This is a genomic window from Paenibacillus sp. JT22N15, from assembly GCF_059383755.1.
The window spans coordinates 109,108-133,231 of sequence record NZ_JBXENV010000010.1 but is presented as its reverse complement, the minus strand read 5'-3'; the positions used below and the strand labels follow the sequence as shown (position 1 = coordinate 133,231).

At 50.8% G+C, this 24,124-nt stretch carries 25 protein-coding genes; 13 read left to right on the top strand and 12 right to left on the bottom strand.

Annotated features, from left to right (window positions below; translation table 11 throughout):
* Window positions 1-20: 20 nt before the first annotated feature.
* Together coaD and rsmD are read right to left on the bottom strand one after the other, a co-directional pair.
* Window positions 21-524 (bottom strand): pantetheine-phosphate adenylyltransferase, encoded by a 504-nt coding sequence (coaD, locus tag AC50X8_RS20480; RefSeq protein WP_056038356.1) that lies wholly within the window; start codon window positions 522-524, stop codon window positions 21-23.
* Window positions 511-1,104 (bottom strand): 16S rRNA (guanine(966)-N(2))-methyltransferase RsmD, encoded by a 594-nt coding sequence (rsmD, locus tag AC50X8_RS20475; protein WP_494863970.1) that lies wholly within the window; start codon window positions 1,102-1,104, stop codon window positions 511-513. Before rsmD ends, coaD begins: the two co-directional genes overlap by 14 nt.
* A gap of 634 nt (window positions 1,105-1,738) precedes the next feature.
* Between rsmD and AC50X8_RS20470 the strand changes: the two genes are divergently transcribed.
* From AC50X8_RS20470 to AC50X8_RS20450, 5 genes are all read left to right on the top strand, one after another.
* Window positions 1,739-2,296 carry a hypothetical protein gene (locus AC50X8_RS20470; protein WP_056038360.1) on the top strand — a complete coding sequence of 186 codons (558 nt, stop codon included), beginning with the start codon at window positions 1,739-1,741 and terminating at the stop codon, window positions 2,294-2,296.
* Between the two features lie 24 nt (window positions 2,297-2,320).
* Entirely contained in the window at window positions 2,321-2,539 is a 219-nt protein-coding gene (locus AC50X8_RS20465; protein ID WP_056038363.1) for a hypothetical protein, read from the top strand.
* The gene (locus AC50X8_RS20460; RefSeq protein ID WP_155973317.1) at window positions 2,536-2,700 is read left to right on the top strand and encodes a hypothetical protein; all 165 of its coding nucleotides are present in this window, start codon (window positions 2,536-2,538) and stop codon (window positions 2,698-2,700) included. Before AC50X8_RS20465 ends, AC50X8_RS20460 begins: the two co-directional genes overlap by 4 nt.
* A gap of 38 nt (window positions 2,701-2,738) precedes the next feature.
* The gene (locus AC50X8_RS20455) at window positions 2,739-3,404 is read left to right on the top strand and encodes a hypothetical protein (protein WP_056038366.1); all 666 of its coding nucleotides are present in this window, start codon (window positions 2,739-2,741) and stop codon (window positions 3,402-3,404) included.
* A 367-nt stretch (window positions 3,405-3,771) separates the two neighbouring features.
* Complete coding sequence (locus AC50X8_RS20450; RefSeq protein WP_494881218.1) at window positions 3,772-5,016, top strand: TerD family protein; 1,245 nt, start codon at window positions 3,772-3,774, stop codon at window positions 5,014-5,016.
* 22 nt (window positions 5,017-5,038) lie between these two features.
* On the opposite strand, the gene AC50X8_RS20445 is transcribed toward AC50X8_RS20450, so the two are convergent.
* Both AC50X8_RS20445 and AC50X8_RS20440 read right to left on the bottom strand, forming a co-directional pair.
* Complete coding sequence (locus AC50X8_RS20445) at window positions 5,039-6,151, bottom strand: saccharopine dehydrogenase family protein (RefSeq protein WP_494863979.1); 1,113 nt, start codon at window positions 6,149-6,151, stop codon at window positions 5,039-5,041.
* Window positions 6,148-6,873, bottom strand: coding sequence for a class I SAM-dependent methyltransferase (locus AC50X8_RS20440; RefSeq protein WP_056039080.1), 726 nt, complete (start codon window positions 6,871-6,873; stop codon window positions 6,148-6,150). The genes AC50X8_RS20445 and AC50X8_RS20440 overlap by 4 nt, the downstream gene beginning before the upstream one ends.
* Before the next feature lie 181 nt (window positions 6,874-7,054).
* On the opposite strand from AC50X8_RS20440, the gene AC50X8_RS20435 reads away from it, so the two are divergent.
* The gene (locus tag AC50X8_RS20435) at window positions 7,055-8,140 is read left to right on the top strand and encodes a helix-turn-helix transcriptional regulator (protein ID WP_056038371.1); all 1,086 of its coding nucleotides are present in this window, start codon (window positions 7,055-7,057) and stop codon (window positions 8,138-8,140) included.
* A 35-nt stretch (window positions 8,141-8,175) separates the two neighbouring features.
* On the opposite strand, the gene AC50X8_RS20430 is transcribed toward AC50X8_RS20435, so the two are convergent.
* On the bottom strand, window positions 8,176-8,745 hold the full coding sequence (locus AC50X8_RS20430; RefSeq protein WP_056038374.1) for a pyridoxamine 5'-phosphate oxidase family protein: 570 nt from the start codon (window positions 8,743-8,745) through the stop codon (window positions 8,176-8,178).
* A gap of 216 nt (window positions 8,746-8,961) precedes the next feature.
* Between AC50X8_RS20430 and AC50X8_RS20425 the strand changes: the two genes are divergently transcribed.
* Window positions 8,962-9,534: a nitroreductase family protein gene (locus tag AC50X8_RS20425; protein WP_056038377.1), complete on the top strand. Its 573-nt coding sequence runs from the start codon at window positions 8,962-8,964 to the stop codon at window positions 9,532-9,534.
* Window positions 9,535-9,632: 98 nt separating this feature from the next.
* Entirely contained in the window at window positions 9,633-9,791 is a 159-nt protein-coding gene (locus tag AC50X8_RS20420; RefSeq protein ID WP_200931650.1) for a hypothetical protein, read from the top strand.
* An 11-nt stretch (window positions 9,792-9,802) separates the two neighbouring features.
* Here the strand turns inward: AC50X8_RS20420 and AC50X8_RS20415 are convergent, their stop codons facing one another.
* Complete coding sequence (locus AC50X8_RS20415) at window positions 9,803-10,573, bottom strand: glucosaminidase domain-containing protein (protein ID WP_056038380.1); 771 nt, start codon at window positions 10,571-10,573, stop codon at window positions 9,803-9,805.
* A gap of 312 nt (window positions 10,574-10,885) precedes the next feature.
* Between AC50X8_RS20415 and AC50X8_RS20410 the strand changes: the two genes are divergently transcribed.
* Window positions 10,886-12,262: a glycosyltransferase family 4 protein gene (locus tag AC50X8_RS20410; RefSeq protein ID WP_494881215.1), complete on the top strand. Its 1,377-nt coding sequence runs from the start codon at window positions 10,886-10,888 to the stop codon at window positions 12,260-12,262.
* 245 nt (window positions 12,263-12,507) lie between these two features.
* On the opposite strand, the gene AC50X8_RS20405 is transcribed toward AC50X8_RS20410, so the two are convergent.
* Window positions 12,508-13,461 (bottom strand): GDP-mannose 4,6-dehydratase, encoded by a 954-nt coding sequence (locus AC50X8_RS20405; protein WP_056038383.1) that lies wholly within the window; start codon window positions 13,459-13,461, stop codon window positions 12,508-12,510.
* Window positions 13,458-14,504 carry a mannose-1-phosphate guanylyltransferase gene (locus AC50X8_RS20400; RefSeq protein ID WP_056038387.1) on the bottom strand — a complete coding sequence of 349 codons (1,047 nt, stop codon included), beginning with the start codon at window positions 14,502-14,504 and terminating at the stop codon, window positions 13,458-13,460. The genes AC50X8_RS20405 and AC50X8_RS20400 overlap by 4 nt, the downstream gene beginning before the upstream one ends.
* Before the next feature lie 343 nt (window positions 14,505-14,847).
* On the opposite strand from AC50X8_RS20400, the gene AC50X8_RS20395 reads away from it, so the two are divergent.
* Window positions 14,848-15,420 carry a hypothetical protein gene (locus AC50X8_RS20395; protein ID WP_056038390.1) on the top strand — a complete coding sequence of 191 codons (573 nt, stop codon included), beginning with the start codon at window positions 14,848-14,850 and terminating at the stop codon, window positions 15,418-15,420.
* A gap of 145 nt (window positions 15,421-15,565) precedes the next feature.
* Here the strand turns inward: AC50X8_RS20395 and AC50X8_RS20390 are convergent, their stop codons facing one another.
* The 3 genes from AC50X8_RS20390 to AC50X8_RS20380 all read right to left on the bottom strand — a co-directional run bounded on the left by AC50X8_RS20390 (window position 15,566) and on the right by AC50X8_RS20380 (window position 18,637).
* The gene (locus AC50X8_RS20390; protein WP_063892608.1) at window positions 15,566-16,633 is read right to left on the bottom strand and encodes a GT-D fold domain-containing protein; all 1,068 of its coding nucleotides are present in this window, start codon (window positions 16,631-16,633) and stop codon (window positions 15,566-15,568) included.
* Between the two features lie 138 nt (window positions 16,634-16,771).
* Window positions 16,772-17,494, bottom strand: a complete 723-nt coding sequence (locus AC50X8_RS20385; RefSeq protein ID WP_494881210.1) for a glycosyltransferase family 2 protein — start codon at window positions 17,492-17,494, stop codon at window positions 16,772-16,774.
* The gene (locus tag AC50X8_RS20380) at window positions 17,495-18,637 is read right to left on the bottom strand and encodes a glycosyltransferase (RefSeq protein ID WP_494863982.1); all 1,143 of its coding nucleotides are present in this window, start codon (window positions 18,635-18,637) and stop codon (window positions 17,495-17,497) included.
* Window positions 18,638-18,837: 200 nt separating this feature from the next.
* Between AC50X8_RS20380 and AC50X8_RS20375 the strand changes: the two genes are divergently transcribed.
* The 3 genes from AC50X8_RS20375 (at window position 18,838) to AC50X8_RS20365 (ending at window position 22,039) form a co-directional block, all read left to right on the top strand.
* Window positions 18,838-19,512 carry a class I SAM-dependent methyltransferase gene (locus AC50X8_RS20375; protein ID WP_056038397.1) on the top strand — a complete coding sequence of 225 codons (675 nt, stop codon included), beginning with the start codon at window positions 18,838-18,840 and terminating at the stop codon, window positions 19,510-19,512.
* 81 nt (window positions 19,513-19,593) lie between these two features.
* Complete coding sequence (locus AC50X8_RS20370) at window positions 19,594-20,703, top strand: glycosyltransferase family 61 protein (protein WP_327204931.1); 1,110 nt, start codon at window positions 19,594-19,596, stop codon at window positions 20,701-20,703.
* 163 nt (window positions 20,704-20,866) lie between these two features.
* Entirely contained in the window at window positions 20,867-22,039 is a 1,173-nt protein-coding gene (locus tag AC50X8_RS20365) for a glycosyltransferase family 4 protein (protein ID WP_494881207.1), read from the top strand.
* Here the strand turns inward: AC50X8_RS20365 and AC50X8_RS20360 are convergent.
* On the bottom strand, window positions 22,036-23,982 hold the full coding sequence (locus tag AC50X8_RS20360; protein ID WP_494881205.1) for a DUF4214 domain-containing protein: 1,947 nt from the start codon (window positions 23,980-23,982) through the stop codon (window positions 22,036-22,038). The genes AC50X8_RS20365 and AC50X8_RS20360 overlap by 4 nt on opposite strands.
* Window positions 23,983-24,124 lie beyond the last annotated feature (142 nt).

Below are 24,124 nucleotides of genomic sequence, written 5' to 3'. Positions count from 1 at the left end.
TTAATTAAGCCAAGTGCCTTCTACTGTTTCGACTTGTACTTCTCAGTCAGGCGCTTCTCCACCGCAGGCGGAACGAGCTCAGATACCGCACCTTGAAACTGCGCGATCTCTTTCACGATGCTGGAGCTGAGATAGGAGTATTTCGGATCGGTCATCATAAAAATTGTATCAATATCCTCATCGAGCAGCCGGTTCGTCGATGCCAGCGTAAGCTCGTATTCAAAATCCGTCACGGAACGAATGCCCCGTACAATTACGTTGGCGTTGCGGGACTTCATAAAACGCACAAGCAGATCGCGGAAGCTTTCAACCGAAACATTCGTCAAGTCCGATGTCAGCTCAGTGATCATTTCCTTGCGCTCCTCCAGGCTGAACAGCGGATTTTTGCTCGTATTATTAAGTACAGCTACTATTAAATGGTCGAACTGCTTCGCCGAACGGCGGATAATATCCAAATGCCCAAAAGTGACAGGGTCAAAGCTTCCAGGGTATACGGCTACGCGAATCTGGTCATTCGTCTGCATCGTTAAGTCCTCCGTTTTGAGCTTCATTCGGCTCGTAGCGATAAATTGTTACCGTCGTGTCGCCGTATTTGTTTTTTTTCATTTGAAAAAAGCCGTTCCACTGCTCTTCATAGCTATGGGCTGCGTCATGTTCAACGACAATCGTTGCCCCGTCTTCAAGCATGCCATGGTCAGCCATATACGTCATGAGCTTGTCCGCCGTTATGATTCGGTAAGGCGGGTCCAGAAAAACAAGCGAGAAAGCGATTCCACGCTTTTCCAGTAATTTTAGAGCCCGTTCCGCATCGTTGCGGTAAATTTCCGCTTCCTGCCCCATGCCGGCCGCCTGCGTATTGTGGCGAATGATGTCGATGCTATTTTTCTCCTGATCGATAAAAATCGTCCGCTCGGCCCCCCTGCTCCAAGCCTCTATGCCAAGCCCTCCGGTTCCAGCAAACAAATCCAGCGCAACGCCCCCATCAAAAAAAGGCCCTATCATGCTGAAAATCGCTTCCTTCACCTTATCGGTCGTAGGTCTTGTATTGTTGCCAGGCACCGCCTTCAGCGGTCGTCCCTTGGCTGCGCCCGCAATGACTCTCACTGCCAAATGCCCCCTTTATTCGCTATCCCGCCTATCGTACCATAATTGCCCCGGGATGTTAAAGAGGATGAAGCTTTTGTAAAAAAAGCTCGACTATCGCCAATTTACAGCTTCTAAGGAATAAAAAACCACAGCCCGCAATTGTTGCTGACACTACGCGGCTCGGGACACAGCCTCCTTTTTTTGAGGACAGAGGTTCCGCTATTCCGGCTTTTGATCCGATTTTATGACGTATGCGGACAGGAAATCCGTTATCTCCCTCAATATCCTGACAAAATGGCTGTTTGCAGCGTATTAACGTCCCCTGAGTCCGCGGGCTTGCCTTAACACGTGATTCTGTCGAAATAACCGCTGCTATGTCCGCCAACTATCTTTGTACAGGGAGTAAAACCCGGAAGCGAAGTGCATAGAGCGACCTTTCGGTATATAGGTTCACGTTCGTCAGAGGCGACATACCCGGCAGGAGAGGCAATACGTCTGGTACTAAAATCGATCTAGATCAGGCTTGCATACACGGACTAGCTAAGTGGATTGATTGAAACTACCATACTCTCTACTCCTTCTTCCACATATCGCCAAAACATAACTTTTGTAGTATATTGGTGTCGAAACAATGATAAAGGGAGCGGACACATTGCAAACGAGAAAAACATTTTACAAAAAGATTAGTTATGGCCTATTAACAGCGGTCGCTATTGGCGTTCTGAGCGGGTGCTCCTCGGATGAAGCGGCTACTGCATCACCAAGCCCTTCAGCGAAGATTGAAGCTTCGGCATCGCCTTCACCAGAGACCGAGGCAACTGCCGCACCGACCGCCGAGCCTGAAAAGGACTTGAACGTAAGTGAACAGCTTACGCTTGGTTATATTAACTCCTACTACAACGAAACCGATGTAGAGGCCAGAAAGAAATTTGCTCAGGAGTATATGCATCCTGATGTTCAAAGCATATTTGCATTTGCCGCATCTGCGGTTATTGATGAGAAGGATCATTTTTTAAATCCGAAAGTTGTGGAAACGGTCGACTATGAAAAAGACGGAACGAAAGGCTCCTTGACCTTGGTCAAAGGAGACGGGGATAAGGAATTTATCGGCCTTATTATAGAAGATAAATTCAGCTTTGGATTCATTTCAACCGCAACTAGCGATGATATGAAGGCCGCTTTTGAAGGGGTTCGCGAGCAATTCAAGTAGATTTTAGTATAGGAGTCGGTATTGTTGAAAAGAAGAACACTGTTGTTCAATCAGACCCGGTTTATCATTGTCGCTCTCGTGGCAGGCAGTCTGGTTGGGATCATTTATACGGGGAATAAAGATAAGCAAATAGCGGATGAAGTGCCATCTCCCCCTTCAATAACAACGAGTTCGGAGCGGCTGACATCCTTTTCCCCTTCACCAGAAGTGTACGAATACGATAGGAGCAAGCATGAACAATGAAGAGCCAGCCGTTTTATAAAAAATGGTTGTTTTGGGTAATCACCGTCATTTTGATTGCTGGCCTAGTTAATGGCGGGCTGCGTGATGATGATTCCGCAGACACATCTTCCGTGAAAAGTAATGAAAGCAAGCTCGATAAGGCATCGTCCAAGTCGGAATAGCTGTAAAGAGTATAATGAGATCCTAGGGGGCAATTAAAATGCAGCAAAGAAAACCGATTTATACAAAATGGTGGTTCTGGTTAATCATCGTCCTAATCGTAGGAAGTGTAAGTAATTTGAATAAAGATAGAAGCACTACTCCAACTGCTACAAACGCAGAAAGTTCAAAAAATGAAACCAAAGCGGCATCTGAAACAGCGAGCAATGCAACAGACTCTAAGAAGGACGAGTCCTCGAAAACTGAAAAAGCCAAAGCTGAAGGTGTGGTAGCAACCGACGTGGAAAGCTTCCGTAAAGCGTTCAATAAAGCATCAGAAACGCTGGGAGCCAAGTTTACCGTTAAGTCTTTGAAAGTAGAAGGTTCAGGCTTTCAGCATCAGCTTACTGACTCCATCTACCTCAATGGGTTTGTAAATAAAGAAACAGGAGCTATTAAAGAGCTTCTTATTATGGGCGCTGGTGATGGTACTCCGCAATCGGGGGCTAATTTGATTTTGTCATTCGGAGCTTTAATCGGAGCAACTAATCCTGATTTGGAAACCAATGAGAGCGGAGATATTTTTGAGGAGCTAGGTTTGATGGAAAGCAATGTTGATTTATACAACCTTAATAAATCTGCCGAGCGCAATGGCATTGTATACACCATTAAATCCTCAAAGGAAACAGGTATATGGTTTATGGCTCAGAATGCTACTGTAAAATAAAATGCAAAAAAATCGAGCGCCCCTTTCGGGACGCTCTATTCATGGGAGAGGAGAAACCGGACGAAGAGCTTATGGGGAACGTAAGTCTTCTCCGCGGTTGTCTACGACATCTTGCGACGCCGATAATTTTATTTTGTCCGTTTTGCGGACATTTATACCTTCACGACAAGAAAAAGATGGAAAGACAGCCAAAAAGCTTCGGACATCCTGTATAATTCATGGTAAGCACAAGCGTAAACAGCTGTCGCCGTCCTCTGGCGGCAAAGCAAGCTGCCGTTTTGCTTTGAAATATAAGCCCATTATAAGGATGAAACTTATAACTTCTTATATTTATAAAAAACTTACACCAATTTAAAGGGGATGCACCATGGACTTTGTGGCAATTGACTTTGAAACCGCCAACTCCAATCGCTCCAGCGCCTGCGCGATCGGCATCGTCGAGGTGCAGGGCGGCAAAATCGTTTTCGAGCAGGTTTGGCTCATTAATCCGCAGCAGCATTTTGACCGGATGAACATTGAAATTCACGGCATCACTCCGGCTATGGTGGCGGATAGCCCTACTTTTTCCGAGCTATGGCCTGTACTTGAGCCATTATTAAAAAATAAACAGGTAGTGGCGCATAATGCTTCCTTCGATATGAGCGTCCTGCGTTATTGTCTAGATGATGCGGCTCTGCCTTATCCGGCATTTCATTATTACTGCACCTATCAGCTTAGCAAAAAACTGCTGCCGGACATGCCCTCCTACCGTTTGAACGTATTAGCTGGCCATTATCAAATTCCGTTAAATCACCATGATGCGCTTGATGATGCGAGAGCGGCAGCATTAATTTTAGTAAGACTGCTAGAGCGCGAGCAGCAGCCAAGCCCTACCGAGCTTGCGCTCGACAAGGGCTATAAAATAGGCAAAATGCATGCTCGCGGTTACTCGCCCTTCTCAACAACAGCTGCTAAAAGCAAGAAGCAACCAAAGCCAGCCGCCTCTGCCAGCACTAAATGTGCTGCAGCTAGCGCCACAGAAATAATAACCGAAAATTCTGGACTAAAGCTTGTCAGAGGGCAAAAAGCTGACATTACCCTCCATTTGGGGTTGAATCAGCTGGTTGCTCGCGTTTCATGGAAATTGTTAAATCCGGCGCTTGAAATTGACGCCACGGCCTTCCTGCTATCTGCTGCAAGACGGTGTGAGCGGGATGAAGATTGTATTTTTTACGGAAATCCCGTTTCATCTGATAACTCCGTCTCCTACTCCAAGCTAGGCCCCAATGCAGCACAGTTTAAAATCGATTTCAGCAAGCTGCCGCTGCAGATCCAGCGAATGGCCTTCACTCTCTCGATCTACGAAGGCGAGGCACAGCAGCATGATTTCAGCCAGGTGGCCGAAATCAGTATCTGTCTGCTGCATCCGCAAACGGAACAAGTGGTAGCTCAATTCGATTTTGGCGAAGATCTGCTTAAAGAAACAGCTATCGTCATTGGGGATTTATATTTGCACAACGGCAATTGGAAATTTGACGCCATCGGCAAAGGTTTTTTTAGCGGCTTGCAAGCTTTATGTGAAAATTTCGGCCTGGAAGTTAGCCATATTTCAAATGAGGCACATTCATTATAACAACCTTGATAACGCTCTGGCCTTACTCCCAGCTGTCATATCTCAAGCCTTCAATGATCTGCGGTCGTTTCGTAATGCCCGCAGCGGCTTGCAGGGCTATTTTGCCTTTGCCGCTCTTCACCAGCTCAAATAGCTGCTCCGTATGGAATACACCGCCTGGCAGGCCGCCTTCATAAACAGCGGTGGCAACAGCGGTCGCCACTTTAGCGGTCGCTGCCGCCTCGTGGGAACCATCGACCAAATATTGAACATGCTTCTTCTTACCCGCTTTCATTCCCCAGCCATCTACTTTAACCGCATAGCCGTCTGAGCCAAAACGCATCATCCCAAAGCTGCTCACAGCGGCAGAGCGAATCCATTTGACTTTCAGCAGCCGGAATAATCCCGTTGCGCGTATCCACGCAACCAAGCGGGTGACCGCACCTGAATCGAAACAAAGCCTTGTTGATACGGTCGGCACTTTCAGCGTTCTTGGCAGCGACTGCTGATCGGAGAACGGGAAACGGTAAGCCATGCGGCTGCCCAGCTCCTTGCCGAAGTCGGTGCGCTTGCCGCCGCTAAAGCTGACCGTCTGCGCGACACCGCCATTTTCAACAATTGAAAATGCACTGCCAATGCTGTCGACCGTCCACTCTATCGCCGCCTTGCCATGCTGATCGCCAAGCCCCAGCATAATTGCGATATCTACGCTATCGAGCTGATCCAGCTCCTGCTGCGCCTTGCGTGCGAGCAAATTCGTTACACCTGGCGCTAGCCCGACGCTCAGCACCGCTGTCGCCTGTGCCTGTGCAGCTTCCTCTGTATGCTTCTCTAAGCTGGTCAGGAAAGGGCCATACGCTGAAATATCCACGTAATGCGTTCCACTCCGCAGGCTAGCCTGTACAAAGGCATCATCCGTCTGATCCATACACATGACAATTAGCTTGACACGTTCGAAATCCATTTCCTGCTTCCAGTTGCTTAAATTAAATGCCATTGGTTTCACCTGGCCGCCCGTCTGGTCCGCGAATTGTTTCGCACGCTCTAAGCTTCTGCCCGCCGCATACACTTTACCTGGAAATTTTGCTCCGAGCTGCTTGCTTATATCTCCGCCCACATGGCCGTAGCCGCCTATAACAACGATGTCTTGTTTCATTTGTCCTGCCTCTTCTCTTCTATGTTATGCTCCCCGTCTGCTTTGACAGCAAACCATCCTGTAATAAGGTAGGAACCGAAAAATTTTGAAATATGGTTAAAGCCAACTTCCCGAAGCAGCTCTTCCACCTGCTCTGGCGGCACAGGATCTGATTCGGCGCCAAGAGAGGCGGCAAACCGCTCCCAATCCTCCAGCGGAATGCCATTATCCAGCATGTGGCTTTGCCAAGCGCTCATTTGCACGGCGAATGCTTCCTCCTGGCGATCACAGCTTATTGCGGCAATCAATAACGGCGCTCCCGGCTTCAAACGTTCGGCTATGCTGCGCAGCAGCTTCCTTTTCTGATCCAGCCCCTTTATAAAATGCAGCACTAGCAGGGAAGTCGCTGCATCATACAGCTTGTCCTTCGGCAGCTCGTCTGCCGTTCCCTCGTGCAGCGTTACTCCCGCTTCCAATCGCTCCATCCGAATGCGCTGCTCGGCTATTGCCAGCATGCGTGCAGACGGGTCAACCCCGGTAAAGCTCCACGCTGGATGCGCACCGCCGAGCGTCACAATCTCCTGCCCGCCGCCTGCGCCAACAACTAATATGTCCTGTTCCCTTTCAGGACCAAGCATCGCGTTCATTAAACGATCTGTCATATCATACAGCATGAAATAGCCGGGTATTTTTAAAGAAATCGTTCGTCCATAGCCCTCCACTTGGGGATCATTCCAACTCATTGTTTTCTGTTGTTGCGGCTGCTTCTCATTCATCGGTACAGCTCTCCCTTCAACTCTGTATATGGTCCACCCTTTTCAATTTGGCGGGTATTCTGTAAAATGTAATCTGTAATTAATGTTAATTATATCGGGTCGCCACAAAATCACTATCCCATAAATGTGGGTAATCAGGAGAGCTGGAATGAACAAGCAAAGAGAAAGTGTACGGAAACAGCTCGCCAAATTAGAGGAGGCTAACCTCCGCTCCAGCGAATATAGGGAGAGGCTGCTTGCAGAGCTGCGAACGACGATGCCTTTTGCAGCTGCATGCTGTACGCTGGTCGATCCGCATACGATGCTGTCTACTGGCGCAGTTACGGAGGAAGGCGTAGAGGCCATTCATCATCTATTGTTTGAATATGAATATTTGCGGGAGGATTTCAATTCGTATGAGGAGCTTGCCAAGCTTGCGGAGCCCGTTGCTACATTAAGCGGCGCAACCGAAGGCGATTTAAGTCGAAGCCTCAAATATACAAAGGTGCTGCAGCCTGCCGGCTTTGGAGATGAGCTGCGTGCAGCACTTACGGTGGATGGGGCTTGCTGGGGGTATTTGACGTTATTTCGGCAGCTCAATGAGCCGTTTTTTCAAGAAGAGGAACGCTTGTATATCGCTTCCTTAGTCCCAAGCATGGCCCGCACCTTGAAAAAAGCGAGCTTGCTGCTGCCAGATAGCGAGGGCGCCGCCTTTCAAGACGATCCTGGCATTCTGATTCTGTCTGAGCAGCTGCTGCTTCTATCGAGTAATGACGCTGCAAACAGCTGGCTGTCGCTGCTCCGCGAATGGGAGTTCATCGACGAGCAGACACTGCCGAGACCAATCCGTGCCGTTTGCTCGCGTGCTTTGGCTGCAAGCACCTCGGATAGGGAGCCACAGACCGACGCAAAAGTATGTATCCGCATTCCTGATGGCCCCTACTTATCGCTGCGAGCCAGCAAGCTCCAAGCCGCGGATCACTCGGTTCAGCTTGCGGTATGGTTCGAGCTTGCGAAGCCTGGCGATATTTTGCCAATCATTGCTGAAGCTTATGCGCTAACTTCGCGCGAGAAGCAGCTGGTCGAACGGTTATGGCGTGGCCTTTCCACGAAGGAACTGGCCAGTTCCTTGCATATTTCCTCGTATACGGTGCAGGATCATCTCAAATCTATTTTTGCGAAAACGGAAGTGTCCAGCCGCAGAGAGCTGATCTGGAAGCTTTTTTCCCGTTACAATCTCCCTGCGAATGAATAACGAATCGATAACAGGTTCATAAAGCAGCTATTTGCCTATGTTTCAGCTGTCTGCCTCTGAATGCCAAGAGGGGTAGGCAGCCGATCGAGGCTGTAGCTGTTTTTTTCATTTTGATAGTCCGTTAGCTTTTGATCACCTACCTTCTCAGCCCAGTCTTTCAGCTGTTCCCGCTCGCCCTGATAGTCATAAAAAGGGATGCTGAATCCGCACGCCGTCGTCACCTTATGAATATCTAGCACAATAATTTGCCTAGCACCTGGCAGCAGTTCAAACCTCCCAATCAGCTCATTCCAGCGCTCGGTTCCTGGCAATACAACTTTCCCTGTGCCGAAAAGCCGCATAATAACGGGCTTCCCCTCCATTGCTATAAACATAATCGTCATCCTGCCATTTTCCAGCACATGCGCACTCGTTTCATTGCCGCTCCCCGTCAAATCGAGATAAGCGACCTCCTGGTTCGACAATATGCGAAACGTATCGTAGCCTTTCGGAGATATATTAACATGCCCTTCCGCCGTCAGCGGAGCCGATCCTACAAAAAACATGTGCTGCCGCCCGATAAACTCCTCGTGCTCCGGCAATAATTTATCAAATGCTTTACCCATTATTTTCAGTTCCTCCTTGTGCAGCTAGCTAACCAAATCATAAATGCCGACTGGATATGTAAGCTTATTATCTTATTATATATCGTTTTTTCTTATTCTATATTCTACTTCTGTATCCCTTTCCTCATCGCCTGTTCCACTGTATAGTATACAGGGAGAGCTTATCCATTTTGTTGCACCCCTACGCTGCAGCACTCTATAGAAGGAGAGAAAACAATGACTACCACCACCCTTACCTTGCTTGATGCTTTGAAACAAAGACGCGCAGTGCGTAATTATTTGCCGCAGGAAGTAGAGGAAGAGAAAATCGCCGCTTTGCTGGAAGCTGCAACGCTCGCCCCTAACGACCGCCTGCGGGAGCCTTGGCATTTTTATGTCGTTCGCGGCGAAGCAAAGCAGCGTTATGAGCAATTGGCGCGTACCTATCTGGAGGAGCGTTTTCCAACCAAGCCGCATTTAGTAAAAGAATCGATTAAAGTGCTGGAAACGACGCCCCTTGCCATTGTTGTAACGGCCGATATCATTGAAGGGGACGAAGCTTCCTCCAAGGACAACGAATATGCCGCAGCCTGCGCCATTCACTCGATGTGGCTGACCGCCGAAACGCTGGGACTTGGACTTGTATGGCGTACACGCGGCATCGGCCTCGTCCATGACGAGCGGATGTTTGCCTTTATTGGATCGCCGGAGGGCAAAAAAATAATCGGCACCCTTTTCATCGGATACCCGCAAGGGGAAGCGCCAGCTACTGCGCGCAAGCCTTATGCAGAGAAAACAACCTGGCTGTAACGCTTAATTTTGCGCAGCTCCTATTTTCATGCAACCTGCTAAAGATTGCTTCGTATGATAAGGGATGAGTTCCTTATGCTAGGAGGTGCGCAGATTTTATGAATACTTTCGGAAGAGGCTGTCTGTATATTATTATCGGCTTCGTGCTATTGTTTATTTTCGCTTTTGTTGCTGGCAGAACCATTCACATTCCGTGGTTTATAACGATTCCGCTGATTGTGCTTGCTTTCTGGGCAGCCTCCCAGCGTAAAAAATAGCTGCCTTGCCCTTATATAATCGTCACGGTGCGTGTGCTCGGCTCCCATTCGATTTTTTTATTCAGGGAAGCAGCCAGCGCACGCATCGTTACATACCCCGTTCCTCCATCCAGCAGCGACTCCAGCTCCTGGCTATTCACCGTTACTTTTGAACCTGTCCAGCCAATTTTTCCGCCGAGGCGGCTGCCGAGCGCTCTCGCTGGCACCCACACGGTGCCATCACGCTCATAACCGATCACCTCCACCATTCCTCCTTGCAAAATCGGCACCGTCTTCGCGCCCTGAAATACCGTTGTCTTTACAGCCGCTGCAGCCTCGTTATCATACTGTCGAAGCCCATTGCTGTTTATGATGGCGATCAGCTTGGCTGCATACGCCGGATCGGTTGCATAGCCGCAGGCCAGCAGCATTTGCGCCTGTTCCTCTGGCGTCTTCGCAAGCCTCACTCGATCATACCGCGCTTTCATAAACAGCAGATCCTGATCCTTCATAAAATGATAGACACTGCTGTATGCGCGAAAGGCCGCGCTCGTATTTATATTTCGGCCATCGACATGCTCCCATGTTCCTTTGACGACCGCTTGGCCCTGCCAATAGGCATTGGGCGAAGCTCCCAAGACTTTAATTCCACCTAAATTATACCAGGAATGAATGACACCTCCGGTTTCCAAAATATACTGCGCCAGTCGTACAGATGGCAGCATCGGTGAGCCCTCGCGCCGTACTTGTATGACGGCAGGCACCAATGCCGCAATAAATTGCTGTCTTGTCATAGCCACCATCGCTCTCTCCCCCTTCTTTTTCCCAAGTTGTTTAATCGTCAAGTTGTCCATCTATTATGGCTTATGCAGCAAACCTGTTTGGCGGCACGGCCACCGCACAACCTCCCACACTCAGTGTATAAAGCAAAGCTTCCTCGATGAGTACCGCTCGGTTATTGCCGCACATTCTGCATGCTTCTAGTCATACGCCGCTTTTTACTATCCATTAGGTCATTGTCCATGAATCTGAGGTCCATCGTGAATACAATATAGTCAAGCGCGTATCCGCTAACGATTTCTCCACATGCAAATGACGAGAAAGGAAGGAAACAAGTGGCCAAATCACTTAAGCGCAAGCGACATCAAACGTCCGCCAAACGCAAGCAGCACAGTTCTTCCACAAAATCGCTTCTGGCCAAACGCCGTAAACGCAAAGCTATCAAACCGCGGGCCAAGCGGCGGGCCGAACGCAGAAAGAAAAACAACGGCGGCCTTCGAAAAACAAAAAATCGCGCCTCCTCCAGCCTATCGCAGCACGTCAAACAGACCCGTCAAGCAGAAGATCACCCATCTGCCGAAGAGGTAATTGATCCGCAGCCTTGGACCGCACAGGGCATAAATCTTGTCGGCTTTATTCATGCGGAAATGGGCATTGGCGAATCGGCCAGACTTGCGGCAAGAGCGATTGAGCGAGCCGAGATTCCTTTTGGCATTTTAAACTTCCCGCTTCAAGTCGCTACCCGGATGTCGGATATGAGCTGGGAGCATAAAAAAACAGAAGACCGCCCCTTTAACACGAACCTGTTTCATATGAATGCGGATTATATGGCGCCGGCTATGGACCATTTTGGACGCAGCCTGTTCCACAACCGCTACAATATTGGCTACTGGCACTGGGAGCTCCCTGATTTTCCAGAAAAGTTCGTTCCAGCGTTCAAGCTGGTGCAGGAGGTGTGGGTATCCAGCCGCTTCGTGCTTGATTCGGTCGTGCAGAAATCACCTGTCCCTGTCGTCATCATCCCTCATGGCGTGGAGGTTGAGACTTCTCCTGAGGTTACGAGGGAATCACTTGGACTGCCAACCGATCGCTTCCTATTCATGATGATGTACGATGTACAAAGCTATACGCATCGCAAAAATCCGCAAGCTGTTATAGAAGCGTTCCGGCTCGCTTTTCCGAAAAATGATCCAACGGTCGGACTCGTACTCAAGGTCAACAATACGAATTTCCGCCCGGAGGATATAGAACCGCTGCAGCAGCTCGCTGCCGAGCACAGCAATATTTTTATTATTGATCGTATTTTCTCCCGCCTGGAAGTCAACTCGCTGCTGAGTGTCACGGATTGTTTCGTCTCGCTGCATCGCGCTGAAGGCTTTGGACTGGGCCTCGCAGAAGCGATGTATTTGGGGAAACCGGTCATTGGCACGAACTGGTCCGGCAATACCGACTTTATGAACGAGACCAATTCCTGTCCCGTCAATTACGAGCTGGTGCAAGTCGGCACCGATTGGGGACCGTATCAGGGATATCAGACTTGGGCTGAACCCGATGTGCATCATGCCGCCTTTTATATGCAAAGGCTTATTCAAGAGCCGGAGTGGCGCCAAGCCATTGCAGCGCAAGGGCAGCATACGATTCATACGTCCTTTTCGCCGCAGGCGGTTGGCGGCATGATCCGCGCACGCCTGACCGAGCTTACGCTTCTCTAACTTTAAAATCACACGAAACACGGACTGCCTCTGGCGTAAATGCTGGGGCAGTTTGCTTTTTCTAGCTTATGCTCAGTTCTCCACCACGCCTGCTTAGCAATTACATAATAGCAACGTAAAAACACCCTCTACACCTTTATCAGACAACGATAAAGCCGCCGTCCGATTTTCCGTCTAGAGGGTATTAGCCAAAAAGTACTCCAAGCTATGCTGTTCCCCACAGACGTGGTCATTCTACATGCAGCCTAACCTAATTCCGCCCGCCAGTAGCTTAACAAATCCTGCATCGTCTGCTCAAAAGGAATTTCCGGACGCCAGCCCGTACGATGATGAAATTTAGAATAATCGCCGACTAGCTCGGGCACATCCGCAGGCCGCAGCCGCGCCGGGTCTTCCTGAATCGAAATGGTGCTGCTGCTAAGGCCGACCAGCGTCTGCAGCATCTCGCCAATCGCCCGCGAGCTTCCCGATGCAATATTGTATACTTCTCCAGGCTCGCATTTTTCAATAGCCAAGTGGTACGCTCGCACAACATCGCGCACATCGGTAAAGTCGCGCTTTGCCTCCAAATTGCCCACATATAGAACGGGCGGCTTCAGTCCCCGTTCGATTTCGACGATTTGCTTCGCAAAGTTGGAGGTTACGAACTGCTCGCCGCGCCGCGGTCCCGTATGATTGAAAGTTCGCATGCATACAATATGCATCCCATAGCTGCGATAATATTGGTAGCCTAAATAATTTTGCGTAATTTTGCTGACAGCATAGGGACTGAGAGGACGCAGCGGCGTCGTTTCCTTAATCGGAATATCCTGCGTGTCTACCTGGCCATATTCCTCACTAGAGCAGGCGAGCAGCAGCTTGCAGTTGATTCCTGCCTTTCGTACAGCTTCCAGCAAATGAATTTGCCCGGCAATATTGTTGTAGATCGTCGCAAGCGGCGATTCCCAAGACTTTGGCACGAAGCTTTGCGCTGCCAGATGAAAAATCATGTCCGGCCTAACGTCCGCTATCATTTTTTCCACATCGGCTTCATTAGTCAGCTCGCATTCATACAGCCTCACAGCGGGCAGCAAATGAGCGATATGCTTAATACTGCTGGTCTTTCTTACGGTGCCGGACACTTCCATTTGATGCGCCAGCAAATACTCTGCCAAATGGCTTCCGGCAAAGCCGGTTATGCCTGTAATCAATGCTTTCATGGCATGCCTCCCTCTCGCTCAGCATCCATCGCGGCTATCGCATGTTTAACCGCCTGCTCCTGTGTTTTATGACAAATCAGCAGTCCTTCGTCCGTCGATACGACGATCAGATTATCAACGCCAATGACTAGCACCCGCTGCCCCTCCGCGTAAACAATGCTATTGCTCGTGCCCGTCGGATAGATTTTCCCGAGCAAAATATTCCCATCAGCATCCGCCCCGAATATGCGTTCAAGCGACGTCCACACGCCAACATCGTCCCATGTAAAAGCAATCGGCAGCGTATACAGTCGTTCCAGCTTTTCTATCAGTGCATAATCGATAGATTGCTTCGGCAGCTGCACATAAGCTTTTGCAAGCTGCTCTCCTTCAAGTTCAAAAACACGCCACATATCTGGCTGGTAAAGCTGCATGTAACCTGCAATAGTCGACGGCTTCCATATAAAAATACCGCTGTTCCAGTACATATTCGGTATCGCGATCAGTTCCTCCGCCCGCGAGAGCGTCGGCTTCTCGATAAAGGCTTTTACCGTCTTAATGCCTGGCCCATATTTGCCATCTTCATGCTCACCCGCTTCAATATAGCCGTATCCCGTCTCTGCTCTTGTTGGCACAATCCCCATCGTTACGACAACGCCTTCATCCCGAGCTGCCTGTTCCGCTGCCCGCAGCGCCTCCATCAGTTCGGCAGCATCTGGAATGTATTGATCCGAAGGAGCCGTTACAATGACTTCATTTAATCCCCGTTTCTGAAAAAAACTCGCCGTCAGCGCAATGCAAGGCGCTGTATCCCGCTGCTCCGGCTCAATAATGAGCTGTTCCTCGCTAAGCTGCGGCAGCTGCTCCCGAACAAGCGGCAAATAGTTGCGGCTTACTGCTACATAAACATCCTCCTCCGGCAAGCAGCTGCGAAAACGGCTGTACGTTTCCTGCAGCATGGTTGCCTCGCCGGATGTTAAGGAAAGGAACTGCTTCGGCTTTGCCGTCGTGCTTCTCGGCCAAAAGCGCGTCCCTTTTCCCCCTGCCATAATAACCGCCTTCATGCCGGTTCACCCCAAAATAAATGGCTTTCTAATATACATGTGCGTGTAGCCAATGTGCAGCTCCTTCCTACCATAGCCGGTGCCGAAAGTATAGTATCGTCTCTTCAACATCGTATGCTTTGCTAGAGCTTTCATAGTGGACGAATTGCCTGCCCTTGCCGCAAATCGGGCATTTATCGCCGCCTTTATTGCATTTGCCAGGAGAAGACTGATCGGATCGCTTGAGTCAGACTTTAGAATCTATCATTTTGTAAAATATACGATTATTCTTGGACAAATACCGTTGCTATTACGCTCTATCAACATATGATGTGATATATGATTGAAAGGAGATGAATCAATTATGGGTGAAACTGGATTAACTGGTTTAACTGGCCTTACAGGACTTACTGGTGCGACTGGCCCTACTGGCCCTACCGGACCAACAGGACCTACTGGTGCGACTGGTCTAACAGGCGCAACTGGACCTGCTGGTCCCGGTTCTCATGTTGTAGGTATCCAAGGTGCTGTTCCGACTGCTATCCCAGCTGCTGCTACAGCTGTCACTGCTGCAACTCTGATTGTTCCGGTAACGGCCACTTCCAACCAGGTGATTATTGAAGGTACCGTTAATGTATCCCTTAACTTTACTGCTCTTCTGGTTGTAGCGCTCAACCCGACCATTACTGTAGACCTGCTGCAAGATAGCGTCACTGTAGCTACAGTAGTAAGCACCGACTTGCTTGCAATCACATTGCTCGGATTGTTCTCTTTAGAAAGAGCGATTCCGATCACTTACTTCAACGGCGGTCTGGCTGCTGGCAGTCACACGTACGAACTGCAAGTTACAGTATCGGGCGTCGTCATCGCGGCAGGTACTACAGCTGACATCACTTACTCGTCGCTTACTGCTACAATTGGCACTATCCCTTCCTAAGCTGCTGCGTCCATTACAGCAAAACAACCGTCCCTCACGGGACGGTTTACATAAGATCGCTTTAAGAAAGAGCTTTACGGTGGAGTTTCGCTTCACCGGCTTAATTATGAGGAGAAAGAGTCTGATTAACGCTGCTGCCACCGATTTAAGCCTGCAATGGCGCCTCCCCTTTGATGATTGCATTAGCCATATGGCCGAAATCAAGCGCAGCCTTGCCCATTTCTGCTGCTATCGCATCCGCAAGGATTACAGCCGCAATGCCCGCTGACACTAACGCCAGATCAAAGTTTTGCCCTCTGATCTCCCCCATCACCCGGTCCACATCATGGATTCCTTGAACCTGCGCAACAGCTCCTGCAACCGCCACGCCGCTCTCAGCGAGCACTTCGGCGAGCGGCTGCGCCAAATTCCCAACAACAAGCACTTTTCGTCCTTTCATCAGGCGGGACAAATGACCGTCCTGATACAAACGATAATTGACGAGCGAATCTGTCAGCACTTTGCTGCGAAAGTCAATGCCATACGATTGAAAAACGTCCGTGGCCAGCCGTTGGTAGTTCGGCTGCCGCAGCTTTGGAATGCCTACAATGTCAGCCCGCTTTACCGCTGCCAGCAAGCGGTCGCGTGCAGCAATGTCCGGCACCTTCACTCCGGCATACTCTAAAAACCCGCCCTCCTGGCGAATCTGTTCAGTCGGCAGCACACTCTCCTGTGCCAGCGTCAACAGCTCACCATCACCAAGACGCACGACAGATAGCGGCTTGCGCTGCTCCAGCGCTTCCAGCAATCGCCCTGCCACCTGCTCAGCAGTCAAAAGGTGGATGATGCGTTCTCCTAGCGCAGCGATGCCCGATGCGATTACCTGTGCTACGGATGTATCTGGAAGCACATGAGTTTCCGACAGCTGCTCGTCGATGATGGCATCGCCGCCCTCGTAGCGTCCGATTTTCAGCCCTTTCTCGTAGCCAGCCTTCTCAGCGAGCTCCCAGCCGTGCGAGTGGTCTGTCTTTTCTTCCTCTGCCTGCTTGCTTCCATCTTCATAGCCTTTGCTGTAGCCTTCCTGATGACCGATTTGATAACCATCCTGATAGGGTGCCTTAGCCGCCTGCGGCTTGTCGGGCTTTGCCGAGCGATTTTTCCTCTTTGAAACGGCACGCCTCTTCCGCCGCTTAATCGGAATGCTGGAGGCTTTGCGCCTTCTCGCTGTTTTCATGCTGAACACCTCCTGCTTTGGTGCAAAATTTGGATTTGGTCAAGGTGAAACGGCTGTCGCCGGCCTTTGGGGGCGCAGCGCGTTTCATTCCGAGAAATATAAAGAAAGGATAGCGTTACGATATCCTTTCTTTATATTTTAAATAAACTGCTGCGGATCCACGCCCCATTTGTCTGAAAACAGCATCCGATTGCGGGCAAGCAGACGCTCTACCGCATCCTCGCCCTCCTGTTTAAAGCTTGCACTGCCATGATGATAAACGAATGTATCCTTAACCATCAGCAGTCGGTAGCCTGCTTGCCGCGCACGATAGCAATAGTCATCATCCTCATAATGGCCTGGCGAGAAACGCTCATCCAGCAGACCAATTCGGTCCATCAGCTCCCGTGAAAACAACAGGCAAAAGCCAACCAATCGGTTGACCTCCTCATAATTGCCTGCCGCCTCTGTGCCAAGCTGCTCCGCCATCTCCATATAATTGCCGCGCATTTTGATTTGCTGCCTGCCGCTTACAAAGTTGGACATCGGCCCCGCGATGCCAACCTGCTTGCTGCTGCATAAAGCTTGCCTCAGCTTGCCAAGCCAACCAGGCGCCACTAGCACGTCATTGTTCAGCAGCAGCAGTTGCTCCCCGCGGGCCAGACGCAGCCCCCAATTACAGGCGGCGGGAAAGCCCTGATTGCTCGGCAAGCCGACAAATGTAATATGCTGCTCACGTAAAAATTCGATTGTGCCATCCGTTGAGCCATTATCCACAACGATCAGCTCATAAGCTTCCGGTGTACTGCTGCGAATGGAATAAATCGCCTCCTGCAGCAGCGGCAAGCGGTTGTAGGTTGGAATAATAATACTGGTCAGCATCTATTCCCCTCCTCCGCCAGCACTTCTGCGATCCCTTACTCCGTCCGTATATTGCAGGCGGGCATTTCCCGCGTTCATCATCCACGCCAGTGCTTCCAGATGGTCGCCTACAATAAGCCTCGCTACCTGGTTGCCCATGCCTACATTTCCCGGACGCAGCCGATTATGTCGAATGACATCCACCATGCTCGCTGTACCTACCTTGAGGCCATATCGGAGCGCAATCGCCTGCGCCTTCGGCGGAACGGCCAGATGCGCTGCTCCAATCGCCTCAATCGCTTTGCGGGAGAGCGCATGCGGAACGGCAGTCAAGGAATTAACCGTAAGATCGGACCGGTTCACCGAGCGGTTAATGAACTCCTTCAGCATCATAACTTCATCTCTTCCCGAAAAATTTCCCATATAAGATGATAAATTATTGAGCACCATATCCGTCCCTCCAGCGACTGCTTCAATAAAAGGCAGCAATTGCTCCGCAGCAACCGGAATATCCGCATCGACGAACAATACGATATCCGAAACCGTTGTTCTTGCGCCCACCGCCCGTCCCACATCATGACCGAGTGCTCCAGCGTAATGAATGAGTACAGCTTTGCCGCTCTCCCGAACTTTGCTCGCCGTCATGTCGGTCGAGCCGTTCACGACGACGACGATTTCATGTAGAGGAAGCCTCTCCAATTGTCGAATCATCGAAGCCATGGATTCCTCTTCATTCATCGCCATCACGACCGCCGCCACCGTCCGATTAGTCGGCAGCAGCACCCAATTTGGCGCCGGGCTTCCCGTAGCGGCAAAATATCCCTCTATGAAGGCCTTCATACAGGCCAAATATGCTGATTTAGAAGCTGCTCCGCCCGCCGCAAGGCAGTAGCTATGCCATAACCGCTGCAGATGCTGCTGCTCATCGGCTGGCTCAGGCTCCTGTCTCGTCGTTAAGCCCGCTGCGAGCCCGCCGTTTCGTGCTTTTGCACACATTCCTCGGATGATCGCAGGCTGCAGCGCCCCCCCGCGCTGCGCCTGACCCCTGCGCTGTCTGCGCCTGCGGACCGCCGGACGTCTGGCCGTGCGGCGGCGAATGCCGCCTTGTGAGCTGCGCGGGGTTCTTCTTCCCGCACGGCCGCTTTTTCTACTGCGGCTTCTCAACCTATTCCACCTCGCATCCATTCGGATATATTCGTTTATGTTGTCATTGTATGTAGGGGAAAAGCGCGCGCAACGGCGGCTGTACGTCTATAAAGAGGAGAAATGTGCGCTTTGACTTGGCGCAACTGCCCTATCCTATCTGGCAAGCTGCACATAGGATAGTGTAGTTATGCTTCTATTTTGCAAGGCAGGGGGATATTATGGACTGGACGTTTCACAACCCGAAATTTATTGCAGATGCAGCACCTGAGCTTCCCGCAAGCTTTATTGCAGGCGGAGCTTGGTCCGGGCATCGAAAATTTGCTTATGATCTTGTCCGTTTTGCACGCCCAAGCCTAATTGTGGAGCTAGGTACGCTGTACGGCACATCCTATTTCAGCTTTTGCCAAGCAATTAAGGATGCTCAGTTGAAAAGCGCATGTTATGCGGTGGATACATGGATGGGCGATGCCCATACCGGAGCTTACGGTTCGCTTGATGATTCGATGTATGCTGCGGTCAATGCTGTAAGCGCTCGTGAATTTCCCGGAATCGGAACACCGCTGCGCGGCACCTTTGACCAGGCGCTGGCTGCCTTTCCCGACGGTTCCATTCAGCTATTGCATATTGACGGCTATCATGTGTACGAAGCCGTTCTGCACGATTACACGACTTGGCTTCCGAAGCTTGCGGAGGGCGGCATCATTTTATTTCATGACACCGTTGTTCGGCTCGCAGATTTTGGTGTTTATCGGCTTTGGTCGGAGCTTTCGGCAATGCCTCATTTGCATTTCGAGCATTCCAACGGTTTAGGTGTTCTGTTCCCTAAAGGCTGCCCAGCCAGCTTCCAGCCGATCATTGGGCGGCAGCAGGAGCTTGCCGATCATTACGGTTAGAGATAGAAGCATATTTTGCAATTCTAGCATTATGCAGCGCGCAGAACGATACGCTACGCCAAGCGCGCTGCATAATCAGGATTGAAGGAGGCGATCCCTATCTACACTATCCCTCAGCAGTTTTATGAAAAAACGAGAGATTGGGCGCAGCAAGCGGCTGTCCCTCCCGATCTGCTTTCCTATTATTATCAAGTCATTTACCCAGCTGAAATGCTGACGCTTCCTTCGGGCAAAGGCATCGATCAGCCCCGCTGGGTGACGACTTCTGCCTTTGACGAAGCTTTTGTAGCGGCCATTCCTGGCGGACGGCTGGTGACGAGCAATGCTTATGTTGTTACGCCGGACAATAAGCGGCTGCGTGATGTCGAGCTCGACTGTCCGCTCATTGATTTCTCGGAACTGCCAGAGCCTCAGCATTTCAAGGGAACGGTCGCCACGCTCATTTGGGGCTGGAACATGCCGCATATTAAGGCGTGTACGCAAAACATTTTTGGACACTGGTTTTTCGACCTGCTGCCTAGGCTCCATTTGCTGGAGAAAAGCGGCATTCCAATTGACAAATATGTCATTGGCAAGCTGTTTCACCCCTTTCATTATGAATCGCTCGCCATGCTCGGCATTCCGCTCCATAAGTGCATTCAGGTCGAGGATGCAGACTTCCATCTGCTCGCCGACCGCCTAATCGTGCCGGCGGTGCCGCTGATGGTCGGCAAATGTCCGCCGTGGGCATCGCATTTCATGGCCAAGCGGCTTAAAGCTGACCGGCGTGTGAAAGCCAAAAAAGGCTTTGAGCGTCTTTATATTACCCGCAAGGATGCCGCGGCCCGCTTTGTCGCCAACGAGGACGAGGTTCTCCGTTTTCTCAAAGGCAAGGGCTTCAGGGAAATCGTCCTCACACCGCTCTCTACCGCAGAGAAAATCGCGATTTTCTCGTCAGCGCAGCATATTGTGGCTCCCTTCGGGAGCGGCAGCATCAACATCGCTTTTTGCGAGCCGGGCGCAGCTCTTTTTGAGCTTGCTCCTTCCACCTTCGTTGACCCTTATTTCTGGAAGCTATGCGCACATGCTGGCGTAGACTATTATGAAATCGTATGCGAGGTGGAGCAGCCGCCCAAGCCCTTCGTTGGAACAGACAATATTGTCGTTAATATCAATAAGCTTGAACATGTGCTGAAGCTCGCAGGCATTTAGACCCGCTGCGGGCCTGGACATTGCTCCTGCTGCGAATAACTGCCCTCGCGCCAACATATATTGAATTCGCAAGCGCAACACTTATCATATTTCACGGAGCAACGGCTGGCATCCTTCCTATTAGGCAGGAGACAGCATCGTCGCCAGCAGGAGGTTTATAACAATGCGGATTCTTGTATGGTCTGTCCATTTTTCCATCGGCGGTGGGATGAGACTGCTCCATAATTTAATTTCGGCTATGGCCAGGCAGCCGGACGTCGAGCAGATCAGGCTCGTCCTCTCACCCGATTCCCTCATACGCAACGTGGCGGAACTGCGTGCATTAGGCAAGGTTGAGATGGTATCCACCCAGTACAGCATCGATTCCGACCAAAATTCCTATTTGCTCGCCGGTATCGACGTCGTCTATTACTACTGGCCGCACACCCACCCCTATCACGCGCTTGACCGTCCAACCGTCTGCACCTTTCACGATACGACGATGTTCGATTATGTACCGCCATTTATGGATGGGGAGCAGCTTAAGAGCCACTGGATTTTATCGAAAAAATGGCTGGACCACGTCACGTCCGTCGTCGTTTCTTCGGAGCATGTGAAAAATCGCCTCATTGCCCATTTCGGCGCCCGCAATCAATCGGCAACTGTTGTGCCCCATGCCATTACACCGATTGCCGCACAATATGCAAGCCAGGTCTCTCCAGCCACCGCTGCCCGCATTCCGTCCAAATACATCATCTACCCATCCAATACTTCGCCGCATAAAAACCATAACAATCTGCTCGAAGCCTTGTCCCACTGGAAGGGGCGCACGAAATGCCCGCTAGTGCTCACCGGCTATTTAACTGAAACGCTGCGGCAGCCGTTTCCGGATTGCACACCGCAGCACAGCTGGATTCCAACGCTCATTTCCACCATTCGCCGAACAGGCCTTGTCGTCAATCGTGATCTTTACCCGCTCGGCTTTGTAGGGGATGAGGATATTCCCGCGCTCATTAAAAATGCCTGGGCGCTCATTATGCCCAGCCTTTCAGAAGGTGGCGGGAGCTATCCTGTCGAAGAAGCGCTTCGCCTCGGTACTCCGGTGCTCTGCTCGGACATTCCGGTCATGCGCGAGCATCTGGCGCGGCATAGTGCCAAAATCGCCTGGTTCAACCCCCATAGCCCCGATTCCATCGTTCAAGCGCTTGAAGATTTGACTGCAAATTATGATGAATACAAAAATGCCGCTGTAGCGGGCATTCATGATCCAGCTGAAAGCTGGGATGATGTGGCAAAGCGTTATTTGAACGTTTTTCGCGATACGTATTGGCGGTATTATGGCAAGCAGCTGCGCTAATCGGCAGCTGCTTGCACCTCATCAATGACGTTTGCATAATCTCCTGCGACATCCAGCCATCTCCTGTTCAACGCGCCGCTAAGTGCGGCCTGCTGAAGTGGGACAACCTCTTTTCCCTCCAGTGACAGACGTGCAATAGCGTCCGCCATCTCCTGGATATTATGCGGATGGAAGGTTGCGAAGCGGCTCATGTCACTGATAACCTCCTGCACCACTTCCAGTCTTCCGAAGGCGACTGGCGTATTCATCAGCAGCGACTCGAGTATAGGAAAAGGGCAGCTTCCCTCGAAGAGCGTCGGGACGATTGTGCCTGCGGCATAGCGGTATAGGGAAGGCAAATCTGCCGAAGCTATGCGCCCCATAAACACAATTGAGCCGCGGATAACGGGATCGGCAATTTCGTTGAGCGCTGCCAAAATTTCCTGCTGCCGCGGGCGGTTTCCAAGATCATCTGTAAAAACAAGCTTCATCCCAGAAGCTCTTCCTGCTTCCGTCTGCTTGAACAGCGAAAAGGCTTTGATGAGGCCTTCATGATTTTTATGCAGCCTTACCACCGACGGGAAGGTCAAATATGGACCATCCAGCTTATAGGCATGGCGGAACTTCTCCTCGCTATGCGTTTGAAAAACCGCATATTCCTCATGCGGCGCTGCAAAGCGCACGACAGCCGTTTTATGGACAGCCAGCTTAAGAAACTCCAACCCCTCATGATTGCGCGTAAACTCGGAAGCGAAGACTACCTTCGCCGCTTTTTCCGTCACCTTTTGCGCTACAGAATGGATATATTGGTAATGCTGGGTATACGCGCTGTACAGCTCAGGCAAATGCAAATATACGAGATCATGCAGACAAACCATATAAGGTTTTTCCAAATATTGCGCGAGCGCCATCCCTACATACGGCACAATCCATATATCCGCAGGCACGCTGCGATTCACCGTATCCATGCTGTCTGTACGGTGCAGTCTCAAGCGATTGCCATAAACCGCGAGCAGCGGGGCATAAACAGCCGCAGCCTCGGCATAATTTGCTTCCGTTGTCGCCACATGAAGTGTGAACTCATGCTCCAGCGCCAGTAAACCTTCCGACAAACGAACGATGAAACGGCCAATGCCTTCGCCATCCATCGCAATTTGCACCCCAAAGCAAAGGAACATACCGATTTGACGGCTGTTTACACGGGCTGCACTTGCTGCAAGCGGAGGCAAATAAGCCATTTCAATGAGCAGGCCGAACTCCTTCGACATGACAAGGCTCGCTATCCATGCGCGCCGCAGCAGTCCTTGCTTCAAGGCCGTCGTGTATCGTCCTACTTTATTGCTATCCGGTGCCCGATTGAGCATTTGCACGTGAATGCCATGAATAAAATCCAAATCCGCAGCGGGGAACAAATGCTGAATCAGGTGGGCAGTCGTATTCGCTTCTCCAGATGGCACGCGGGAAAAAATAGCTTCCGCCTCTGCACTCTGAAGAAGAGCCGCAGCAATAACCGCCCGAGGCGTACCGTGGGCCAAATGGCTGCGATGGCCGTTGAAGCCTTCGATATCCGGTTCGCGCTGGAGTACCTGACGATACAGCTCCCATATAAAATCTTCGTCCCCCAACCGGAATACCCGGCGCAGCAGCTCTACAATTGGTGCCCCTGCGGGCAATCCGTGCCGGAATGCCGCATTATTCGCTTTTAACTGCTCCGTATCTATTGGTGCTGGAGGCGGCTCGACCGGTGCCGGCGGCTCGACTGCAAGCTGTATCTGTTCGTTTGCCTTCTGCCTATTCCTGCTTTTTTTCGAGCCGCGCAGTTTCCTGCCGCCCCGCTTGCCTTTGCGTCTTCCTGTCCTTGCTACTTTTCCAACTCGCGCCTGCTTGCCGCGTTTTCTTCGCGATATGCGGCTATGCGAGCCGCGCTTCGCTGTTCCTTGTTTACGAGCTCTTTTGCGTTTCATATCACGCCTCCAATCGCTCTGCCTTCTCCATAGCGTATTGTCCCGCTGATAAATAGCAACGGCACATGCCCCCGCCTGCTAGGGATTTCAACTATATTTGAAAAAATGGACGACTGCCCGGCTGCATGTGAAGCAATTTTCC

Excerpts from the sequence above, each read along its gene's own strand:
- coaD (WP_056038356.1), bottom strand. The coding sequence starts at position 524 with ATGCAGACGAATGACCAGATTCGCGTAGCCGTATACCCTGGAAGCTTT.
- AC50X8_RS20460 (WP_155973317.1), top strand. The coding sequence starts at position 2,536 with ATGAAGAGCCAGCCGTTTTATAAAAAATGGTTGTTTTGGGTAATCACC.
- AC50X8_RS20455 (WP_056038366.1), top strand. The coding sequence starts at position 2,739 with ATGCAGCAAAGAAAACCGATTTATACAAAATGGTGGTTCTGGTTAATC.
- AC50X8_RS20450 (WP_494881218.1), top strand. The coding sequence starts at position 3,772 with ATGGACTTTGTGGCAATTGACTTTGAAACCGCCAACTCCAATCGCTCC.
- AC50X8_RS20445 (WP_494863979.1), bottom strand. The coding sequence starts at position 6,151 with ATGAAACAAGACATCGTTGTTATAGGCGGCTACGGCCATGTGGGCGGA.
- AC50X8_RS20440 (WP_056039080.1), bottom strand. The coding sequence starts at position 6,873 with ATGAGTTGGAATGATCCCCAAGTGGAGGGCTATGGACGAACGATTTCT.
- AC50X8_RS20435 (WP_056038371.1), top strand. The coding sequence starts at position 7,055 with ATGAACAAGCAAAGAGAAAGTGTACGGAAACAGCTCGCCAAATTAGAG.
- AC50X8_RS20430 (WP_056038374.1), bottom strand. The coding sequence starts at position 8,745 with ATGGGTAAAGCATTTGATAAATTATTGCCGGAGCACGAGGAGTTTATC.
- AC50X8_RS20425 (WP_056038377.1), top strand. The coding sequence starts at position 8,962 with ATGACTACCACCACCCTTACCTTGCTTGATGCTTTGAAACAAAGACGC.
- AC50X8_RS20420 (WP_200931650.1), top strand. The coding sequence starts at position 9,633 with ATGAATACTTTCGGAAGAGGCTGTCTGTATATTATTATCGGCTTCGTG.
- AC50X8_RS20415 (WP_056038380.1), bottom strand. The coding sequence starts at position 10,573 with ATGGTGGCTATGACAAGACAGCAATTTATTGCGGCATTGGTGCCTGCC.
- AC50X8_RS20405 (WP_056038383.1), bottom strand. The coding sequence starts at position 13,461 with ATGAAAGCATTGATTACAGGCATAACCGGCTTTGCCGGAAGCCATTTG.
- AC50X8_RS20400 (WP_056038387.1), bottom strand. The coding sequence starts at position 14,504 with ATGAAGGCGGTTATTATGGCAGGGGGAAAAGGGACGCGCTTTTGGCCG.
- AC50X8_RS20395 (WP_056038390.1), top strand. The coding sequence starts at position 14,848 with ATGGGTGAAACTGGATTAACTGGTTTAACTGGCCTTACAGGACTTACT.
- AC50X8_RS20390 (WP_063892608.1), bottom strand. The coding sequence starts at position 16,633 with ATGAAAACAGCGAGAAGGCGCAAAGCCTCCAGCATTCCGATTAAGCGG.
- AC50X8_RS20385 (WP_494881210.1), bottom strand. The coding sequence starts at position 17,494 with ATGCTGACCAGTATTATTATTCCAACCTACAACCGCTTGCCGCTGCTG.
- AC50X8_RS20375 (WP_056038397.1), top strand. The coding sequence starts at position 18,838 with ATGGACTGGACGTTTCACAACCCGAAATTTATTGCAGATGCAGCACCT.
- AC50X8_RS20365 (WP_494881207.1), top strand. The coding sequence starts at position 20,867 with ATGCGGATTCTTGTATGGTCTGTCCATTTTTCCATCGGCGGTGGGATG.
- AC50X8_RS20360 (WP_494881205.1), bottom strand. The coding sequence starts at position 23,982 with ATGAAACGCAAAAGAGCTCGTAAACAAGGAACAGCGAAGCGCGGCTCG.